The sequence below is a fragment of the Synechococcus sp. SYN20 genome (assembly GCF_014279555.1).
Classification (GTDB): domain Bacteria; phylum Cyanobacteriota; class Cyanobacteriia; order PCC-6307; family Cyanobiaceae; genus Synechococcus_C.
Genome location: NZ_CP047959.1, coordinates 443023 through 460848, shown reverse-complemented (window position 1 = coordinate 460848; position 17826 = coordinate 443023). Strand labels below are relative to the sequence as shown.

22 protein-coding genes and 1 tRNA gene are annotated in these 17826 nt (G+C 55.0%); 20 read left to right on the top strand and 3 right to left on the bottom strand.

All coding sequences use genetic code 11. The annotated features are described in order from the left end of the window. From rplO to prfA, 13 genes are all read left to right on the top strand, one after another. Window positions 1–453: a 50S ribosomal protein L15 gene (rplO, locus tag SynSYN20_RS02300; RefSeq protein ID WP_186524571.1), complete on the top strand. Its 453-nt coding sequence runs from the start codon at window positions 1–3 to the stop codon at window positions 451–453. A gap of 109 nt (window positions 454–562) precedes the next feature. Next, complete coding sequence (gene secY / locus SynSYN20_RS02295) at window positions 563–1882, top strand: preprotein translocase subunit SecY (RefSeq protein ID WP_186524570.1); 1320 nt, start codon at window positions 563–565, stop codon at window positions 1880–1882. A 26-nt stretch (window positions 1883–1908) separates the two neighbouring features. Next, the gene (locus SynSYN20_RS02290) at window positions 1909–2460 is read left to right on the top strand and encodes an adenylate kinase (protein WP_186524569.1); all 552 of its coding nucleotides are present in this window, start codon (window positions 1909–1911) and stop codon (window positions 2458–2460) included. 47 nt (window positions 2461–2507) lie between these two features. After that, the gene (gene rpmJ, locus SynSYN20_RS02285; RefSeq protein WP_011618382.1) at window positions 2508–2621 is read left to right on the top strand and encodes a 50S ribosomal protein L36; all 114 of its coding nucleotides are present in this window, start codon (window positions 2508–2510) and stop codon (window positions 2619–2621) included. A gap of 74 nt (window positions 2622–2695) precedes the next feature. After that, window positions 2696–3061 (top strand): 30S ribosomal protein S13, encoded by a 366-nt coding sequence (gene rpsM / locus SynSYN20_RS02280; protein WP_186524568.1) that lies wholly within the window; start codon window positions 2696–2698, stop codon window positions 3059–3061. A gap of 66 nt (window positions 3062–3127) precedes the next feature. Continuing rightward, the gene (gene rpsK / locus SynSYN20_RS02275) at window positions 3128–3520 is read left to right on the top strand and encodes a 30S ribosomal protein S11 (protein WP_006854807.1); all 393 of its coding nucleotides are present in this window, start codon (window positions 3128–3130) and stop codon (window positions 3518–3520) included. 50 nt (window positions 3521–3570) lie between these two features. Then, complete coding sequence (locus tag SynSYN20_RS02270) at window positions 3571–4509, top strand: DNA-directed RNA polymerase subunit alpha (protein ID WP_186524567.1); 939 nt, start codon at window positions 3571–3573, stop codon at window positions 4507–4509. Window positions 4510–4542: 33 nt separating this feature from the next. Beyond that, window positions 4543–4893, top strand: coding sequence for a 50S ribosomal protein L17 (gene rplQ, locus SynSYN20_RS02265; RefSeq protein WP_006854805.1), 351 nt, complete (start codon window positions 4543–4545; stop codon window positions 4891–4893). Window positions 4894–4928: 35 nt separating this feature from the next. Further along, window positions 4929–5819: a tRNA pseudouridine(38-40) synthase TruA gene (gene truA, locus SynSYN20_RS02260; RefSeq protein WP_186525388.1), complete on the top strand. Its 891-nt coding sequence runs from the start codon at window positions 4929–4931 to the stop codon at window positions 5817–5819. A 169-nt stretch (window positions 5820–5988) separates the two neighbouring features. Continuing rightward, entirely contained in the window at window positions 5989–6441 is a 453-nt protein-coding gene (rplM, locus tag SynSYN20_RS02255) for a 50S ribosomal protein L13 (protein ID WP_011618379.1), read from the top strand. Further along, entirely contained in the window at window positions 6438–6845 is a 408-nt protein-coding gene (gene rpsI, locus SynSYN20_RS02250; RefSeq protein WP_011618378.1) for a 30S ribosomal protein S9, read from the top strand. The genes rplM and rpsI overlap by 4 nt, the downstream gene beginning before the upstream one ends. Window positions 6846–6877: 32 nt before the next feature. Further along, complete coding sequence (rpmE, locus tag SynSYN20_RS02245) at window positions 6878–7144, top strand: 50S ribosomal protein L31 (protein ID WP_186524566.1); 267 nt, start codon at window positions 6878–6880, stop codon at window positions 7142–7144. A gap of 101 nt (window positions 7145–7245) precedes the next feature. Next, on the top strand, window positions 7246–8340 hold the full coding sequence (gene prfA / locus SynSYN20_RS02240) for a peptide chain release factor 1 (protein ID WP_186524565.1): 1095 nt from the start codon (window positions 7246–7248) through the stop codon (window positions 8338–8340). Window positions 8341–8351: 11 nt separating this feature from the next. Here the strand turns inward: prfA and SynSYN20_RS02235 are convergent, their stop codons facing one another. Then, window positions 8352–8852 (bottom strand): HNH endonuclease, encoded by a 501-nt coding sequence (locus SynSYN20_RS02235; protein WP_186525387.1) that lies wholly within the window; start codon window positions 8850–8852, stop codon window positions 8352–8354. A gap of 74 nt (window positions 8853–8926) precedes the next feature. Here SynSYN20_RS02235 and alr point away from each other — a divergent pair, with 74 nt between their 5' ends. After that, window positions 8927–10108, top strand: coding sequence for an alanine racemase (alr, locus tag SynSYN20_RS02230; protein ID WP_186524564.1), 1182 nt, complete (start codon window positions 8927–8929; stop codon window positions 10106–10108). 38 nt (window positions 10109–10146) lie between these two features. Continuing rightward, window positions 10147–10235, top strand: a tRNA-Ser gene (locus tag SynSYN20_RS02225). 339 nt (window positions 10236–10574) lie between these two features. On the opposite strand, the gene SynSYN20_RS02220 is transcribed toward SynSYN20_RS02225, so the two are convergent. Beyond that, window positions 10575–11474: a serine hydrolase gene (locus SynSYN20_RS02220; protein WP_186524563.1), complete on the bottom strand. Its 900-nt coding sequence runs from the start codon at window positions 11472–11474 to the stop codon at window positions 10575–10577. A gap of 17 nt (window positions 11475–11491) precedes the next feature. Between SynSYN20_RS02220 and SynSYN20_RS02215 the strand changes: the two genes are divergently transcribed. Next, on the top strand, window positions 11492–12229 hold the full coding sequence (locus tag SynSYN20_RS02215; protein ID WP_186524562.1) for a C40 family peptidase: 738 nt from the start codon (window positions 11492–11494) through the stop codon (window positions 12227–12229). Window positions 12230–12278: 49 nt separating this feature from the next. Then, the gene (locus SynSYN20_RS02210) at window positions 12279–13283 is read left to right on the top strand and encodes a glycosyltransferase family 2 protein (protein ID WP_186524561.1); all 1005 of its coding nucleotides are present in this window, start codon (window positions 12279–12281) and stop codon (window positions 13281–13283) included. Here the strand turns inward: SynSYN20_RS02210 and SynSYN20_RS02205 are convergent. Continuing rightward, the gene (locus tag SynSYN20_RS02205) at window positions 13241–13732 is read right to left on the bottom strand and encodes a hypothetical protein (protein ID WP_186524560.1); all 492 of its coding nucleotides are present in this window, start codon (window positions 13730–13732) and stop codon (window positions 13241–13243) included. The two genes, SynSYN20_RS02210 and SynSYN20_RS02205, sit on opposite strands and share 43 nt — an antisense overlap. Window positions 13733–13843: 111 nt before the next feature. On the opposite strand from SynSYN20_RS02205, the gene SynSYN20_RS02200 reads away from it, so the two are divergent. The 3 genes from SynSYN20_RS02200 to SynSYN20_RS02190 all read left to right on the top strand — a co-directional run bounded on the left by SynSYN20_RS02200 (window position 13844) and on the right by SynSYN20_RS02190 (window position 17761). Further along, window positions 13844–13960 carry a photosystem I reaction center subunit VIII gene (locus SynSYN20_RS02200; protein ID WP_006854791.1) on the top strand — a complete coding sequence of 39 codons (117 nt, stop codon included), beginning with the start codon at window positions 13844–13846 and terminating at the stop codon, window positions 13958–13960. A gap of 60 nt (window positions 13961–14020) precedes the next feature. Then, a complete protein-coding gene (locus SynSYN20_RS02195; RefSeq protein ID WP_186524559.1) occupies window positions 14021–14512 on the top strand; it encodes a photosystem I reaction center subunit XI in 492 nt (163 codons plus the stop codon). Window positions 14513–14623: 111 nt separating this feature from the next. Further along, entirely contained in the window at window positions 14624–17761 is a 3138-nt protein-coding gene (locus SynSYN20_RS02190; protein ID WP_186524558.1) for an efflux RND transporter permease subunit, read from the top strand. The last annotated feature ends 65 nt before the right edge of the window (window positions 17762–17826 follow it).

Sequence of the window (17826 nt, the reverse complement as noted above, 5' to 3'; positions counted from 1 at the left end):
ATGACTCTCAGACTCGAATCTCTTAAACCCAATAAAGGTGCTCGTCGGCGCAAATTGCGTAAGGGACGTGGCATTGCAGCTGGTCAAGGTGCCAGCTGTGGTTTCGGCATGCGCGGACAAAAGTCCCGCTCAGGTCGTCCCACCCGCCCTGGATTTGAAGGCGGTCAGATGCCGCTTTACCGCCGGGTGCCGAAGCTCAAGCACTTCACCCTGGTCAATCCGAAGTCATTCACCGTCCTCAATGTGAGTGCCATGAATGACATCAAGGCAGGCAGCACGGTCAATCTCGACTCGCTTGTCAAAGATGGCATTGTGACCAGTCCTAGGAGTCCTCTCAAGATTCTTGGCAACGGTGAACTCAAAGCAAAGCTCACCGTTCAGGCTGCTGCCTTTACAGCCTCTGCACGCGCCAAAATTGAAGCTGCCGGTGGGACCTGTGAGGTTCTCGACTGATCTCGCCCATACGATCTGCTTCGCGCAGATCTAAGGTCTGAGCCGTCCCACTGGATTCCGATCCGGGGACGGCTTTGCTGCATCAGCCCCATTCTTTTCTTCCTTCTCCATGCTTGTCAGTCGGGGACGTAACCCCAGCGCCACTGAAGTAATTACCCAGTTGGTGCAGAACCCTGAGCTGCGCGGCCGGGTTCTCACAACGTTGGGGCTGCTCATGCTTGTCCGTTTGGGGATCTACATCCCCATGCCTGGGATCGATCGTGTTGCTTTTGAGCAATTTATTGAGCAGGGCGGAACACTCATTGGTTTCCTTGACATCTTTACTGGCGGAGGAATCTCCACGCTTGGCGTTTTTGCACTGGGCATCCTGCCGTTCATCAACGCCTCGATCATTATTCAATTGCTTACAGCCTCGCTCCCCCAGCTCGAGGACTTACAGAAAAACGAAGGCGAAGCAGGGCGTCGCAAAATCGCCCAAATCACCCGCTACGTGGCATTGGGATGGGGAACGGTCCAGAGCGTCATTTTTGCGATGATTCTTCGCCAATACGCCGTAGAGGGATTAAGCGACGTCGTCTTTGTCGTGCAGACAGCGCTGGCGTTGGTCACTGGCTCGATGATTGTGATGTGGCTCAGTGAGGTCATCACAGAACGAGGCATCGGACAAGGAGCATCCCTTGTGATCTTTCTGAATATCGTTGCCACCCTGCCGAAGGCATTGGGTTCAACGATTGAGAAGGCTCAGACGGGAGACCGGGGAGATGTCGTTGGAATCATTGTCCTGGTCTTGGTGTTCCTGATCACAATTGTTGGAATCATCTTTGTCCAGGAGGGTGCAAGACGTTTACCTATCGTCAGCGCCAAGCGCCAGGTAGGAGGTACAGCGCTCCTCCCTAGTCGTCAGAGTTATCTCCCCCTCAAGCTCAATGCAGGTGGAGTGATGCCAATTATTTTCGCGTCAGCCCTCATCTTTTTGCCGATCACAGTCGCGAACGTCACCAATAATCCACTTCTGATTCGAGCAGCGAGTGCCTTAAATCCGAGCGCAGCCAATCCATGGCCATACGCGATCGTGTTTTTCTCCCTGATTTTGGGATTCGCCTATTTCTATTCGTCGCTTTCCCTCAACCCGAGTGACATCGCCACCAACCTCAAACGAGGCGGGGTGGCTATCCCAGGAGTGAGACCCGGAAGTGCAACAGCGGCCTATCTAGAAGGAGTCAAAAATAGATTGACTCTTCTTGGCGGACTTTTCCTCGGCGCTGTGGCCATTATTCCCTCAGCCGTTGAAAGGGCCACAGGAGTGACAACCTTCCAAGGGCTTGGAGCCACCTCACTTCTGATCCTGGTAGGTGTCGCCATCGACACCGCCAAGCAGGTTCAGACCTACGTGATCTCGCAGCGTTACGAGGGACTCGTTCGCCAATAAGCATCCCACCAGTCAACCCAATTCCCATGAAACAACGACTGCTTTTTTTAGGCCCTCCCGGCGCTGGTAAAGGAACCCAAGCGGCACTTTTATGTGATCGTCATGGCTTGCGTCACCTCTCAACCGGCGACCTCCTTCGAGCGGAAGTCTCTGCTGGAACCGAACTTGGCAAACAAGCCGAAACCGTGATGAATCGCGGTGAGCTTGTAACCGACTCACTCGTACTCGCCATCGTGAAAGCTCAGCTCGGAGCGCTGAATGGCCAAGGATGGCTGTTGGATGGATTCCCCCGCAATGTTGCACAGGCAGAAGCGCTCGATCCACTGCTCCAAGAGCTCAACCAACCCATCGAAGCCGTGGTGCTCCTTGCCCTGGATGATGCTGTCCTCATCGAACGTTTGCTCTCGAGGGGACGTGACGACGACAACGAAGCCGTGATCCGCAATCGACTCGTGGTCTACGCAGACAAAACAGAGCCCCTGATTGAGCATTACCGACAACGTGGTTTGCTCCAATCGGTGGAAGCCCATGGCAGCATCGAGGCGATCACCGATCGCATCGAAGGTGTTCTTGCCTAGGTCGCTGTGTTAAATTCGCTGTTTGGAATTTTGGAGAGCCACACCCCATGAAGGTGCGCGCCTCGGTCAAGAAAATGTGTGAAAAGTGCCGGGTGATTCGTCGCCACGGCCGGGTGATGGTGATTTGCCCAAACCCTAAGCACAAGCAGCGCCAGGGATGATCCCTAGCTCCACACTCTGACCGCATCATTCGCTGCCGAAAGGCGGCAACTGTCCCCCCTCGATTATTTGCTCAGTGGCAAGGATTGCTGGTGTTGACATTCCCCGCGACAAGCGGATCGAAGTCGCACTTACTTACATCTACGGAATCGGCTCAACTCGGGCCAAGACCATCCTCACCAAGGCCGGAGTCAGCCCTGACATCCGCGTTAAGGATTTAGAGGACAACGATGTGCAGAAATTGCGCAACGCCACTGATTCCTTCACAATCGAGGGAGATCTGCGGCGACAAGAGGGCATGGCCCTTAAGCGCCTGCAGGACATTGGTTGCCTGCGTGGTCGTCGTCATCGGATGAGCCTTCCAGTGCGCGGTCAACGCACCCGCACCAACGCCCGTACCCGCCGTGGCGCAAGGAAGACCGTGGCCGGCAAGAAGAAATAAGCCTGCCCGATTCAATCGGTCTCTCTCTTCATTCATTACAGCCCTACCCCCCTCAGGCTCTAGCCCATGGCCAAGCCAGCAAAAAAATCAGGCCCCAAGAAGGCCAAGCGCAACGTCCCCAACGGCGTTGCCCATATTCAAAGCACGTTCAACAACACGATCGTGTCGATTACCGACACCACTGGAGAAGTTATCTCCTGGTCATCTGCTGGAGCCAGTGGGTTTAAAGGGGCTCGCAAAGGCACACCTTTTGCTGCTCAGACAGCTGCAGAAGCAGCAGCTCGCCGCGCTCTCGAGCAAGGCATGCGCCAAATTGAAGTTCTTGTTCGTGGACCAGGTTCAGGACGGGAAACAGCTATTCGCGCCCTCCAAGTTGCTGGCCTGGAGATTACCCTGATCCGCGACGTCACTCCCCTACCCCACAACGGGTGCCGCCGCTCTAAGCGGCGGCGTGTCTGAAGATTTCAGCGAATTAGTCCAGGCCCACCTCACTCTCTCCGCTTCAGCCCGTGTTGCAATACCAGATCGACCGTATCGAGCATCAGATCACAGATGATCGCTCGCAGACCGGTGTTTTTCTCATCGGCCCACTCGAGCGTGGTCAAGCAACGACTCTCGGGAACTCCCTACGAAGGATGCTCATGGGCAACCTCGAGGGCACAGCAGTCACCGCAGTGCGCATTGCTGGTGTTAATCACGAGTACGCCACCATTCCTGGTGTTCGCGAAGACGTGCTTGACATTCTTCTCAACTGCAAGCAGCTCACTGTTAACAGTCGTACAGATGAGCTGGAAATCGGCCGTCTGATCGTCTCTGGGCCCGCAACAGTAAAAGCCAAGGATCTGCAGTTTTCATCACAAGTTCAAGTGGTGGATGGTGAGCGTCAGATTGCCACTGTCAGCGAGGGGCACAGCCTCGAGCTGGAAGTTCACGTTGAGCGCGGCGTTGGTTATCGCCCCGTTGATCGCCACAATGAAGACACCAGTGCAATCGATCTTCTCCAGATCGATGCCGTGTTTATGCCTGTTCACCGCGTGAATTTCACGACGGACGAAACAGCCGTTGCGGAGGGTGGATCGGCTCGCGAACGACTCCGCATGGAAATTGTTACCGATGGGTCAATGACCCCTGATGACGCGATTGCACAGGCTGCCAATCAGCTCATTGAGCTGTTCCAGCCCCTAGCCACCGTCACCATGGTGGAAGAGCCAGGGTTAGAGCCTGAACCTTCTGCTGAAGCTCAAATTCCACTTGAAGAGCTTAATCTTTCTGTCCGGGCTTACAACTGTCTTAAGCGCGCACAGGTGAATTCAGTCTCTGACCTGATGGGTTTCAGTTACGAAGATCTTCTCGAGATCAAAAACTTCGGCTCGAAGTCTGCGGATGAAGTGATCGAAGCTCTCGAGCGCATCGGCATTTCGATTCCCCAAAGTCGCACTAGCGTCTGATCCTTACATCCTTCAGTTTTTTCTCTTAGAACCATGCGCCACCAATGTCGAGTTCCCTTGCTGGGCCGCCCGGCTGACCAACGCAAGGCGTTGCTTCGCGGACTCACAACACAACTCATCCGCGAAGGCAGGGTGACGACAACCAAAGCGCGAGCAAAAGCTCTGCGTGATGAAGCCGAGCGGATGATCACGTTGGCAAAGAACGGCAGTCTTGCCTCAAGGCGTCGCGTGCTGGGCTACGTCTATGACAAGCAGTTGGTGCATGCCCTGTTTGATAAGGCTCCAACGCGTTATGGGGATCGCAACGGCGGCTACACCCGCATCACCCGCACGGTGCCCCGTCGTGGTGACAATGCTGAAATGGCCATTATCGAGCTGGTCTGATTCATTCAATCAGCACAGCTTCATCCGTGTTGCCTGTGGTGCAAAATCCCTCGTCTGAGGCTGAAAGCCCAATTCTTCAAAGAATTGCGATCAGCTTGCAGTACGAGGGATCCTTTTTTTGTGGTTGGCAACGTCAGACCCAGGGTCGTGGTCAGAGCGTGCAGGCAGTCCTGGAAAAAGCGATTGCGGCACTCGATCCGTACCGCCCCATTAAGGCAATTGCCGCTGGAAGAACAGACGCCGGTGTCCATGCCTCAGGGCAAGTGGTGCACTTTGACTCCAACGGTCCGATACCAGCCAGTCGATGGGCACCAGCGCTCAACGGGCGCCTTCCTTCAAGCATCCGCGTGAGAGAAGCAATCCAACGTCCCCTGAGCTGGCATGCCTGCTATTCAGCAAGCTATCGCCGATATCGATACACGATTTACAACGGACGTCGTCCCAATTTATTTTTAGCTCCCTGGAGCTGGCATCGATACCACAGACGACTTGATGAGCAAGCGATGGCACAAGCGCTCTTGGCGTTAATGGGAGAACATGATTTTGCGGCCTTTCAACGAGCAGGCAGTCGCCGATCTCACTCAAGAACAACCATCCAAGACGTCAATATTGAACGTGACGGAGATCTCTTGAGCGTTGAGATTCAAGCCAGCGGCTTCTTATATGGAATGGTTCGACTTTTGATGGGGCAGCTCATCGCTGTCGGTGAACACCGCCTAACCCCAAAGAGATTTGAACAGCGCTGGCGGGAATGTCGACGTGACGAAGTAAGAGAAGCCGCCCCACCCCATGGCCTTTGCCTGCTGAGAGCCGGATACCCGGAGGATCTATTCAGCAAAGGTGGCTGGTACGATTGCCAACCGCGGTTTGCTTTGGCGACATGTGATCCTCCTCCGGATCCTCCGCCTTGGCCGCAAAACCAATAAGCCCATTGCCTGAGCGAACCAGTTGCCTCGGTCTAGGAATCAAAAACCAAGACCAGCGACAAGGTAAACTCGATCTTTGAGCTTTGATCGGATCACCAAGGTGGTCTGATGCTCCCTGCCCAGCTCCGCCGCTCGCGACGGGGTATACGAGAACCGGCATGCCGGCGCGATGAACAAGACCTCCGTTCCCTCCATTGATTCGATCGACCGCCAGTGGTATCTGGTAGACGCAGAGAATCAAACCCTCGGTCGCCTAGCGACTGAAGTAGCTTCTGTGCTTCGTGGAAAAAACAAAGCCAGCTTCACCCCACATCTCGATACCGGCGATTTTGTGATTGTGGTGAACGCGGACAAGATCCGAGTTTCAGGCAAGAAGCCACAGCAGAAACTGTATCGCCGGCACTCAGGCCGTCCAGGTGGCATGAAGGTTGAAACCTTCGAGCACCTCCAGGAGCGTCTACCAGAACGCATCGTTGAGAAAGCCATCAAAGGGATGCTTCCTCACAACGCCCTTGGCCGTCAGTTGTTCCGCAAACTTAAGGTTTATAAGGGCACCGAGCATCCCCATGCCGCCCAGCAACCCAAGACCCTTCAGCTCGACCCTGCCGCTTCCGCACAATGAGTAGTTCAAACAACACCGTCGTTTATTGGGGCACAGGGCGCCGTAAGACCTCTGTCGCTCGCGTTCGCTTGGTTCCCGGCAATGGCACGATCACCATCAACGGACGTCCTGGCGACAACTATCTGAATTACAACCCCGCCTACTTGGCTGCTGTCAAAGCACCTCTTCAGACCTTGGGGCTCAGCACCGAGTACGACGTGCTTGTCAATGTGCGTGGTGGTGGTCTGACAGGTCAGGCTGATGCCATCAAGCAAGGTGCTGCTCGTGCACTTTGTGAACTCTCGGTTGATAATCGCAAGCCACTTAAAACAGAAGGCCATCTCAGCCGAGATCCCCGTGCGAAAGAACGCCGTAAGTACGGACTGAAGAAGGCTCGTAAAGCGCCTCAGTTCTCTAAGCGCTGATTTTTACACCATCACCCACTGTTTTGTTTGCCATGCCTAAGCCCGACATTCACCCCACCTGGTATCCAGACGCGAAGGTCATTTGCAACGGCGAAGTTGTGATGACCACCGGCTCCACTCAGCCTGAAATCAATGTCGATGTGTGGAGTGGAAACCATCCCTTCTTCACAGGCACGCAGAAGATCCTCGACACAGAAGGACGTGTGGACCGTTTCATGCGTAAATACGGGATGGGAAGTGTTGACAGCACCTCGTCTGAGAAGAAAGCTGACAAAGACGAGACTGCCAAAGAGTCCTGATTGCTTGTAGCGCCCATAAGCTCCTCTAACTCGGGAGCCCAACCTCCTCTCGCAGATTTTTTCTGCGCTTGGAGGTTTTTTAATTACTGCTCCCTGAGGGGATGGACACAACAACTCTGATCAGTCGCCTGGAAGCGGCCAGCAGCAGCTTCCACAATTTGGAACGACAGCTAGCAGATCCTGATGTGGCAGCTGATCCACAGCGGCTGGAAACGATTGCCCGTGAGCGTTCACGCCTCGAACCACTGGTGCTTGATTACGCCAGCCTTCAGAAGGTGGAAGCGGAGCAGGTTCAAGCCAAAAGTCTGCTCAAGGAAAGTCGTGGTGATGCCGCCATGGAAGAGTTGGCTCAACAAGAACTTCAAGAACTCGATCACCAGCATGCCGATCTCGTTCAAAGGATCACATTGGCTTTGTTGCCAAAAGATCCAAGAGATGAGCGCAGCGTGATGCTGGAAATCCGGGCTGGTGCTGGTGGAGATGAAGCCTGTCTTTGGGCTGGAGACTTGGCGAGAATGTATGAACGCTTCAGCAGTCGGAGGGGATGGAGCGTGAAACCGGTCAGCGCTAATGAAGCTGATTTAGGTGGCTACAAAGAATTGATTCTTTCGGTCAAAGGGGATGCCGTCTTCAGCGAACTGAAATTTGAAGCTGGAGTCCATCGGGTGCAACGGGTGCCATCAACAGAATCCCAAGGGCGCGTTCACACTTCAACGGCCACGGTTGCCGTGATGCCAGAGGCTGATCCCGTTGAAGTGCAGATCGACCCCCGCGACCTCGATATCAGCACGGCTAGGTCGGGCGGTGCTGGTGGCCAGAACGTCAACAAAGTCGAGACGGCGGTTGACCTCATGCACAAACCAACCGGCATCAGGGTGTTTTGCACCCAGGAGCGCTCGCAAATGCAAAACCGCGAACGCGCCCTTGAGATTCTGCGCGCCAAGCTCTATGAACTCCAACTCGCTGAGGCGAATGCCAGCGAAAGGTCAGCAAGACGCGCCCAAGTCGGCACGGGGGATCGCAGCGAAAAAATCCGCACCTACAACGCCAAAGACAATCGAATGACAGATCACCGCCTCGGCCGAAACTTCAGTCTGGATCCTGTTTTGGAGGGGCAAATGGATGATGTCATCGACGCCTGTATCGCCGAAGAACAACGAGGCAAACTCGCCGATCTCAGCGAACAGGCTGATTGAACAGAGATCGATTAAGCACCGATCACATACTTGGCCCACTCGAGGTAGCGACCAGAGTCGATCTGGCGTACGGCTTCAAAGCTGAGACTGCTATGCGGACGCCGTGGTACACGATTCAAGGGCATCCCCGCCTCTTCAGGCGTTCGGCTTCCCTTGCGAACATTGCAGCTCAAACAAGCGGTGGTGATGTTGTCCCAACTGTCACCTCCGCCACGACTGCGGGGCATAACGTGATCAATCGAAAGCTGTTCAGAGCGCGAGCCGCAGTACTGACAGCAATGGTTATCGCGCTGAAACACGTTGCGACGCGTTAATGGAAGCTGGCGAAAAGGCACCCTTACGAACTGAATAAGGCGAATCACGGTTGGCAAATGCGTGCCTTGACGGATCAACTTGCTTTGGTCATGCTCTAATCCTTCCGCTTTACCTTTCATCAACATCACCATGGCTCGTCGCCAAGTGGTGATGTTCAGTGGCTCGTAGGAGGCGTTGAGTACGAGAACTTGGCCCATGCAAGCCCCCTCAATAACAGCCATGCTATCGAGAATCACAGGGATATCACTGTGATCTTCACTACCCTGCTCGCATGCGAGATCAGATCGCCGCCGACCGAAACACCCACTGGATTCAGAATCCAGCGGAGGCCAACCCTCGCCATCGCGCCTGGCTTGAGGTGTCGGATTCTGCGATCGAAGCCAATGCCCGTTCCCTAAAACGCCACCTTGGTCCTTCCTGTGATCTGATGGCTGTCGTCAAGGCAGACGGTTATGGCCACGGAGCAGAAACCGTGGCCAAAGCCTCTGTCCGTGGGGGGGCAACGAGCTTTGGTGTCGCAACCCTCCAAGAGGGAATCGACCTGAGGAATGCAGGGCTCGATCAACCGGTGCTTGTGTTGGGGCATCTCTCCCAACCCGATGACCTGAGAGCCTGTCTGCAATGGCTGCTGATGCCCACCCTCAGTAGCATGCGTGAGGCCTTGCTTTGTCAAAACCTGGCCGATAGCAGTGGTCGACGTTTCCCCGTCCAACTCAAGGTGGACACAGGGATGACCCGCCTGGGATGTGACTGGAAGGAAGGCAACAGGCTGGCCGATGCAATCCAGCAGTTAGACCAGCTCAGCCTCTGTGGCGTCTACAGCCATTTGGCCTTAGCGGACGGAGAGCGGAACGGACATGCAGCCCAAGTCACCAAGCTCCAAGAAGACCGCTTCGAGAGCATCACACGCGAACTGCGTAGCCCAACACTGAAACGTCATCTCGCAAACTCAGCAGGAACCCTGCGAGATTCGCGCCTTCACCATGATCTTGTACGCGTGGGGCTCGCTCTTTATGGTCACTGCCCCAGCGAACATCTCGATGGGATTCTCAATCTGGAGCCTGCGATGAGCGTTAAGGCCAAAGTGAGCCTGATCCGCGACGTCCCGAAAGGAGTTGGCGTCAGCTATGGACATCGTTTTGTCACCCAGCGACCCAGTCGTCTGGCCGTTGTCAGCATCGGCTATGCCGATGGAGTAAGCCGTTGCCTTTCGGGCCGCATCCATGCGCTACATGCTGGCCACATGCTTCCTCAAGTGGGAGCCATCACCATGGATCAGCTAATCCTAGATGCCACGGAACACAAGAGTTTGGAAAGCGGTGATGTTGTCACCTTGCTTGGCCGCGATGGCGAACAAACCATCAGCCCTAGATCCTGGGCTGAACTTGCGGATTCAATCCCCTGGGAAGTGCTCTGCAGTTTCAAACATCGCTTGCCTCGCCTAGTGATCTGAGCATTTGGCAGACCTCTTGGTACGATGGCTTTGCTGCTGGAGAGGTGGCTGAGTGGTTGAAAGCGGCTCCCTGCTAAGGAGTTACAGGAGGCAACTTCTGTCGAGGGTTCGAATCCCTCCCTCTCCGTTTTGAACAAGTTTCTACATTTGAGTCACTTCGCTTCGCGCAGAGACCTCAAAGTGTACAGATTAGTCTTTGATTAATTTTAATTGCAGCGGCCTATTCCTCACGAATGGGAATCGTAAATAAACAAATTTAAAAATAAAACCACAGCAAGACAAATCTGCAACTCATTGCAATTCGCCTGACCGAGATAGATTCACAGGGAGAAAGTCTCAGCAAATCAGAATCAAAACAAACCAGCAATCTTGACAATCTAAAGCAATTAACTAGCATCCTAAACCTTTAAACAAAGATAAAACTTTTGACGCCACAAATGCACTAAGACTGTTAGCTATTCACCAGTTAAGAATCCTGCCGAAAAGCGGCCAATTCCCTCGCAATTCCTGGAAGCAACTGGTTGTCATTGGCACGTTCAGCGCCCACGCTGAACACAACAAGTAGCTGTGTTGTGCCCTCAGGCTCACTCCACCACGCAGCATCATGCCTGGCCTGACTCATCCATCCAGCCTTACTCCAAAGCCTGCTGTTCGCTGGCAAACCTTCCCCAAGAAAGCCATCCACTTGATTTTCAGGATCAGCGTCCCTCTCACCTTGATCTAATGAACGTGCGAGCGCTGAGCGCAAGCGATGGCAAGCCGGAGGAGAAAGCAGGCCATCGGTCATTACCGCCTCTAACAATCGAGAGACTGAAGCCGTTGTTAATGCATTGCGGTTGCAGTTGTTCTCTCCATAAAACCTCTGTTCCCTCCCGTAGGGACCATCTCCCCAGGTTTTCTGGCAGCAGTTCACCCGCTCAAACTCACCCCAACCAAAGTCCGACAACCACTCATTCACGAGTTGACGCTGACGCTTCCAGCTCACCCACGCTTCGCCTTGAAGATCTGGTCCACTGGAGGTGCCAGTCAGACAGTCCACCACCAATCCAGTGGCATCGTTGCTGGAGATGGCAATCATGTCGTTGACGGCACGCCGTAACTCCTCCGTTTCCAGAAGAAGGCCATTTTGCAGCCAAGCCTCCACCGCAACGGCGTAGACCAATTTCACAACGCTGGCTGGATAGAGCGGTTTCTGATCAGCCCAGGCAGCACCAAATCCGCTCCCCGTCGACAGATTGGCTTGGTCGTAGCGCACCCAATTCACGGCAATCTGCTCGTGCAATCCAGGGCGTCCTTGGTCGGCGAAATGGTCAATCAAGCCGACGAGATGCTCCTGCATCGCCGGCTCGGCACGGTAGAACGCCATATCTCTGGCATCAGTCAATGCCGACCTTAGGCACAGCGCTCACTCCCGAACAGCTGCACAAAGGAAGCTGTTGGACCCTGAGTGCTGATGTCCAAGGTTATGCACGCAGCCATGGCAGCGGGTTAGCAACACAAGCCTGTGCTGGCAGAGGCTTTCGAGTTCTAGATCATCTGGCCCCGAGCGCACAGCGCGTCAGAACGGTATTAATTGAGGATGGCTATCCCTGTTGGATGGCCATCGATGACCTCAACAATCAGGCTGTGGCCCGCGCCAAATGGAGCCCACGCCTACTCGATGCAACGCACATTCAAAAGCGTCTTCCCTTGGTGCTTCGGTGGTTGAAGGACGCTGCTCAGATCCCTAATACCTACTTATGGGGGGGCACGATCGGGCCTGACCTCGATTGTTCAGGCCTCGTGCAAACCGCCTTTGCCAGCCAAAGCATCTGGTTGCCTCGAGATGCCTACCAACAAGAACGGTTTTGCAGCCCGGTGGCGGTCCGCCCCGGGGATGATCAATTGCTGCGCCCTGGAGATTTGTTGTTTTTCGGCACGGCACAGCGCTGCACCCATGTGGCCATTCACCTGGCACAAGGTCGCTACATGCACAGTTCGGGGCAAGAGCACGGCCGCAACGGCATTGGCATCGACAGCATCCATCCCTCTGACCAAAACCCCGTGGCCTGCCACTACCGATCAGAACTTCGAGGAGCCGGCAGGGTGACGCGCTGTCATGACGGCTCAACGCTTCCGTGAAGAGATCCCTCGTTGACGGCTTAAGTTGCTCGCATCGCTCCACATCTGGATGTCTCTGAGCTCAGCAGCACCCTCGAATGCGCCCGCAAACGAGGAGAGCAGTCTCGACGTATCCGTAGTGGTGCCGCTCTACAACGAAGAAGAGAGCCTGCCCGAACTGGTGGAGCAACTTCTCGGATCACTGCGGCCCACAGGGGAGCGCTTCGAGCTGGTTCTCGTCAATGATGGATCGTCTGATCAGACCGCAGCAGTGCTCGAGCAGGTCAGTCAAGAGGTCCCAGAGCTCGTTGGCGTGCTTCTGCGTAAAAACTACGGTCAAACAGCTGCGATGGCAGCGGGTTTTGATGTGGCCCGTGGCCGAGTCATCGTCAGCCTGGACGGCGATTTACAGAATGATCCAGCAGACATTCCCTTGCTCTTAGCGAAGCTGCGAGAGGGATATGACCTCGTAAGCGGTTGGCGTCATCAACGACAGGACGCCGAACTTCAGCGAAAGTTGCCATCGCGAATTGCCAACAGACTGATTGGCAGGGTCACAGGCGTGAAACTCCATGACTATGGCTGCTCCCTAAAGGCCTACGACAGGGCTGTTCTCTCCGACATGCGCCTGTATGGAGAGCTTCACCGCTTCCTGCCCGCACTGGCTTTCATTGAAGGCGCCCGAATCACTGAAGTCAAAGTGAATCACCGGGCACGGCAGTACGGCAGCAGCAAATACGGAATTGACCGAACCTTCCGCGTGCTCATGGACCTACTCACCGTGTGGTTCATGAAGCGATTCCTCACCCGTCCGATGTACGTGTTCGGATTTGCGGGATTGATTGCGATCGCGTTGAGCGTGATTTCCAGTAGTTATCTGTTGCTGATCAAGATTCAGGGAGCAGACATTGGCAATCGCCCCCTACTGACACTGGCCGTAGTTTTGGGGTTGGCAGGAATTCAATTGTTCTGCTTTGGACTGTTGGCAGAGCTGCTCATTCGCACTTATCACGAAAGCCAAGGAAGACCGATCTATCGCATTCGCGCCACGTTGCGCGGGGGCCGCACCGGTTGAGCCGCAGCAGGAGAGTGGCCAGCACGATGACGTTCGATCGCAGCAGCTGATAACTGCACAATGCGAGCATCCGCATCTCGCAGTCCTCTCCTGAAAAGAGATACGCAGGAACGATGCCCCCATTCAAAAGCGATTTGAATCGCTTCCAAGCGCTCATCCGGATGACCTTGGTTGAAGGAATCCCGTAATCGCTTTCTCAGAGCAATCGCTTGCGCCTCTGATGAAGGTCTCTGCCAAACCTGCTGAACATCTGCTGCATCAGCCATCGGCTCAGGAGAGGGCGCCCCGTTGTCTAAGCCACTATCCACAAGCCCAAGTTGAGCTCGATTGATGGCCGCAACCATGCCTGCATCCGTACTCCTCAAGATTGTTTTGGAGGGTCGCCGCCCTAATCCCCACAAGACAAGGACCAAAACAAACGCAGCGCCACCGGCAATGAGCTGATTCATCTGAAGGAGATCGCGAAGATGAAGGATTGAACTTTTATGTCACCGTCCCGATTGAGGACGGGCCGCATCAAAGGCTTTCTATACAGTAATTAGACACCTTTTGGCGTCGCCATGACCGGAGAATTCGTCGCTGCCTGGATGCCCTCGGTGTTTGTTCCACTTGTAGGAATCATGGGACCAGCCGTGGCTATGGCTCTGCTTTTCAATGTGATTGAAGCCACCGACTGATCTGCGGAGTCCTCTCCCCAGATCAACTCTGCCCATCGCAACCAACTCGCCTTCCCTTCCATGACAGTGACCCCCGTCGCCGACCCCACCGTCGGCAACCTGGCCACCCCTGTAAACAGCAGCTATTTCAGCAAGGCTTTCCTCAATGCCTTGCCCGCCTATCGCCCGGCTTTATCTCCAAACCGCCGTGGTCTTGAAATTGGCATGGCCCATGGATTCTTCCTCTATGGACCCTTCACGGTGTGTGGGCCTATGCGCCTAACGGACTACGCCACCACAGCGGGGCTCTTGGCCACGATTGGATTGGTTTCGATCCTGACCATCTGTATGTCGATCTACGGCAGTGCAGGAAATGGACCCAACGTCCAGCCCCCTGACGCCACGATCGATAATCCTCCTGCTGATCTGTTTACCAAAGCAGGCTGGGCTGAATTTGCTAGCGGCTTCTGGCTGGGCGGATGTGGCGGTGCTGCTTTCGCCTGGTTCCTCACAGGAACTGCACTGGTGGCCCCACTTGTCGACATTGCAGGAGGAGTCTGGAGCGTGGGCTAAGTCACGACAACCCAGATTTCAATCGACCATCAAAGCCCCTGTTGAGCGGAAAGTCGCTCAACAGGGGCTTTCAACTGCCAAGATCGATTTGCTTGTGCAGCAGGTGCCGCCTTGCGGTCCATCTCCCAGCCGTTTCTGCGACGGCCTGTCCTCACCGTTGTCTGCAGCCTGCTCGTTCTGTTGGCAGGACTTGTATCGCTCTCTGGCTTGGGTCTAGAAGACCTACCCCAGTTGGCCCCAACGCAGGTCAGCGTGACAGCTCGCTTCCCCGCTGCGTCTCCTGATGTGGTGGAGCAGAGCGTCACCACTGTGCTGGAGCAACAACTCAATGGGCTCAGTGATCTCGACAGCATTCAGTCCACAAGCAGTGAAGGGCAATCAAGGATCAGCCTCCGCTTCAAGAAAGGCAGCCCTCAACTGAACGCGATCAAAGTCCAAAACGAAGTGAATTTGGCGCTGCGCCGATTGCCGCAAGCCGTTACTCGCCAGGGGCTCAGCGTGAATCGCTCCTCTAGCGACTTACTGATGATCCTGGGCTTTAGCCATCCTCAAGATCTCTACGTCCCCACGTTTCTCCCAGGCTGGCTGGAACAGTCGCTCAGAGAATCGCTCAGATCCGTTGGAGGAGTGGGCGACATTCGTGTGTTCGGAAGCAGCGAATTGGCCTATCGCCTGTGGATGGATCCTCAAAAGCTAGAGCAAGCCAATCTCACGATTACGGATGTGAGCACAGCGCTCATTGAGCAAAACGTTCTGGCAGCGATCGGCGCTATCGGCAGCGCACCGACTCCAATAGGACAACTGCTCAGCCTTCCTGTCGAAGCCGACGGTCGCTTGCGCAGCCAGGACGAACTGGAAAACCTGGTGATCACACGATTGGGCAATGGGGGACTGATTCGACTCAGAGATGTCGGCCGCGTCACCCTTGGACAACGCAGTTATGGAAGAGCTGCGATCAATCTTCAGGGAGAACGCTCCGTTGCTGTAGGGATTTATCAAAGAGATGGAGTGAACGCCCTTGCTCTCAGTCGAAGCATTCGCCGCAATCTCGCGAAACTCGAATCTGGATTTCCGCCCGGCATCACGATGCAAACCATCGTCGATTCGGCCGACACCATCCAGGCCAATCTCGACCGCACCGTTGCGACTCTCCGCGATGCAGTCCTGCTGGTTTTAGTTGTTTTGGTGCTTTTCCTGGGGCGATGGCGATTAGCCATGGTGCCGGGGATCGCCGTACCCATTTCCTTGGTAGGCAGCTTGTTGGTGATCCGCCTCAGCGGTTCAGATATCAACAGTTTGATTCTGTTCGGGCTGATTCTTGCAACAGGCATTGTTGTGGACGACGCCATCGTCGTGAGCGAGGAGATTGCCGATCGCATCGAAAAAGGAGATCCGCCCCTAAAGGCAGCTGAAACAGCGATGCAGGAATTAGCCGGGGCAATTGTGGCCACATCCTTGGTTCTTGTGGCGGTGTTCGTTCCTGTTCTGCTGATTCCAGGGTCGATTGGTCGCCTCTACGAACCCATTGCTTTGACGATTACGGCTGCCATTGTTTTTTCCACTCTGAACGCCCTGACGTTCACACCGATGGCATCAGCAAGGGTCCTCACTCCTGGGAATGGGCGCTTGCCAGGCGTGATCAGACGACTCAGCGATCGTCTCCGCAAGGCCATGCAGGGCACTGAAGTGCATTACTCACGACTGCTGCGCAAACTCTTGAATCGCCCCAATCGGGTGGGCATCGTTTTAATCATCAGCTTGATCGTCACGGGAGTTGTCCTGAGCAACACGCCTACAGCCTTTATACCCAACGAAGACCAGGGCCAAATTCGGGGATATTTCACCTTGTCGGAAGGCGCCAGCTTGGAACGAAGCATGGCAAGCATGGATGCCATTCGCGCTGTCGTTGAACAAGAGCCACTGATCCGGTCAGGGAACTTCTATGCAGGGAGTTCGTTCGGGCAAAGCGGGGAAGACAAGGGTTCTTTTTACCTGAGATTGAAGCCGTTGCAGGAGAGAAACGGTGCAGAGCAGAGCGATCAAGCCATCAAGCGACGCCTGCAAAAAGCCCTGAATCGTTCGATTACCGATGCCAGAGTGGTGTTGATTACACCGCCAACCGTGCGTGGGTTTAGCGGCGATTCAGCCTTAAACGTTGAGCTTCTAGACCGCAGCGGCGGCCAACTGAGCCTGGTCCAATTTGAACAGGTCGCCAAAGCCTTCATTGCGAGCGCAAAGCGAACGGGCCAATTCGAACGGGTCAGCACCCGTTTTGACTCCAGCGCCCCGAGATGGCGCCTCGTCTTAGACCGGGACCAAATGGCCGCACTGAATCTCCCTTACAGAGAAACTCTGAATTCGATTGGTATGTCGATCGGCGGACGCTATCTCGATGACACCTACGCCGACGGAGAGATTCGCAGCATTTGGATTCAAATGGAAGGCAGCGACCGCAATCGCCCAGAGGACATCCAATCGCTCATGCTCCGGAACCGTGATGGGGAGCTCGTCAGCGCTGAAAGCGTGGCGCGACTTGAAAAAGTTGAAGGCACAGGATCGATTGATCATTACGCCCTCAACCGTTCCATCCGTGTGAGCGCTGTGCCGGGGAAAGGGACGAGTAGCGGGCAAGCCATCAACATCCTCGAGGCAGCAGGCGAACAAATTGGAGGAGGAAACATCGGGCTTGCTTTCACAGGCCTTGCAGAGGAAGAAAGGGTGGCCGAAGGAGTCACTTGGGCCTTCTTTGGTTTGAGCGTGGTGGTGGTCTATTTGTTACTCGCTGGTCTCTACGAGAGCTTTCTCGACCCCCTTGTGATTTTGCTGACAGTGCCCCTGGCACTGCTCGGTGCGCTGATCGGAATCAAACTGCGCGGGCTACCCCTAGACGTTTACGGCCAAATGGGCCTTCTCGTGCTCGTGAGCTTGGCAGCAAAAAATGGGATTCTGATTGTGGAATTTGCCAATCAGAGGCTTCGTGCAGGCCTGCCTCTTCGCGAGGCCATCACCGACGCCGCGGAAGAGCGCATGCGTCCCATTGTTCTGACAGCGATTACCTCTTTGGCTGGATTTCTGCCCTTGCTGCTGGCCCGCGGGACGGGTTCAGCAAGTCGAATCAGCATTGGCACAGTGGTCTTCAGCGGCTTGCTGGTCTCCACACTGCTCTCTTTATTTGTAGTTCCAGCCGTTTATTTGAGCCTTAAAGGCTGGAGGGAGAGGGCTCAAATTCGGCATTCACCAGGCAATTGAAAAACCGGTTGAAGCAAAAAACAGATAGGTTCTTTCACTAAGCCGATTGCGGCACCCCACGTGGA

What these genes read in the sequence shown, in the direction of transcription:
- rpmE (WP_186524566.1), top strand. Translation starts at nt 6,878, where the DNA reads ATGCCTAAGCCCGACATTCACCCCACCTGGTATCCAGACGCGAAGGTC.
- rplO (WP_186524571.1), top strand. Translation starts at nt 1, where the DNA reads ATGACTCTCAGACTCGAATCTCTTAAACCCAATAAAGGTGCTCGTCGG.
- prfA (WP_186524565.1), top strand. Translation starts at nt 7,246, where the DNA reads ATGGACACAACAACTCTGATCAGTCGCCTGGAAGCGGCCAGCAGCAGC.
- rpsK (WP_006854807.1), top strand. Translation starts at nt 3,128, where the DNA reads ATGGCCAAGCCAGCAAAAAAATCAGGCCCCAAGAAGGCCAAGCGCAAC.
- SynSYN20_RS02210 (WP_186524561.1), top strand. Translation starts at nt 12,279, where the DNA reads ATGTCTCTGAGCTCAGCAGCACCCTCGAATGCGCCCGCAAACGAGGAG.
- rplQ (WP_006854805.1), top strand. Translation starts at nt 4,543, where the DNA reads ATGCGCCACCAATGTCGAGTTCCCTTGCTGGGCCGCCCGGCTGACCAA.
- SynSYN20_RS02205 (WP_186524560.1), bottom strand. Translation starts at nt 13,732, where the DNA reads ATGAATCAGCTCATTGCCGGTGGCGCTGCGTTTGTTTTGGTCCTTGTC.
- SynSYN20_RS02290 (WP_186524569.1), top strand. Translation starts at nt 1,909, where the DNA reads ATGAAACAACGACTGCTTTTTTTAGGCCCTCCCGGCGCTGGTAAAGGA.
- rpsI (WP_011618378.1), top strand. Translation starts at nt 6,438, where the DNA reads ATGAGTAGTTCAAACAACACCGTCGTTTATTGGGGCACAGGGCGCCGT.
- alr (WP_186524564.1), top strand. Translation starts at nt 8,927, where the DNA reads ATGCGAGATCAGATCGCCGCCGACCGAAACACCCACTGGATTCAGAAT.
- SynSYN20_RS02220 (WP_186524563.1), bottom strand. Translation starts at nt 11,474, where the DNA reads ATGGCGTTCTACCGTGCCGAGCCGGCGATGCAGGAGCATCTCGTCGGC.
- SynSYN20_RS02215 (WP_186524562.1), top strand. Translation starts at nt 11,492, where the DNA reads ATGCCGACCTTAGGCACAGCGCTCACTCCCGAACAGCTGCACAAAGGA.
- SynSYN20_RS02195 (WP_186524559.1), top strand. Translation starts at nt 14,021, where the DNA reads ATGACAGTGACCCCCGTCGCCGACCCCACCGTCGGCAACCTGGCCACC.
- SynSYN20_RS02200 (WP_006854791.1), top strand. Translation starts at nt 13,844, where the DNA reads ATGACCGGAGAATTCGTCGCTGCCTGGATGCCCTCGGTGTTTGTTCCA.
- rplM (WP_011618379.1), top strand. Translation starts at nt 5,989, where the DNA reads ATGAACAAGACCTCCGTTCCCTCCATTGATTCGATCGACCGCCAGTGG.
- rpmJ (WP_011618382.1), top strand. Translation starts at nt 2,508, where the DNA reads ATGAAGGTGCGCGCCTCGGTCAAGAAAATGTGTGAAAAGTGCCGGGTG.
- secY (WP_186524570.1), top strand. Translation starts at nt 563, where the DNA reads ATGCTTGTCAGTCGGGGACGTAACCCCAGCGCCACTGAAGTAATTACC.
- SynSYN20_RS02235 (WP_186525387.1), bottom strand. Translation starts at nt 8,852, where the DNA reads ATGGGCCAAGTTCTCGTACTCAACGCCTCCTACGAGCCACTGAACATC.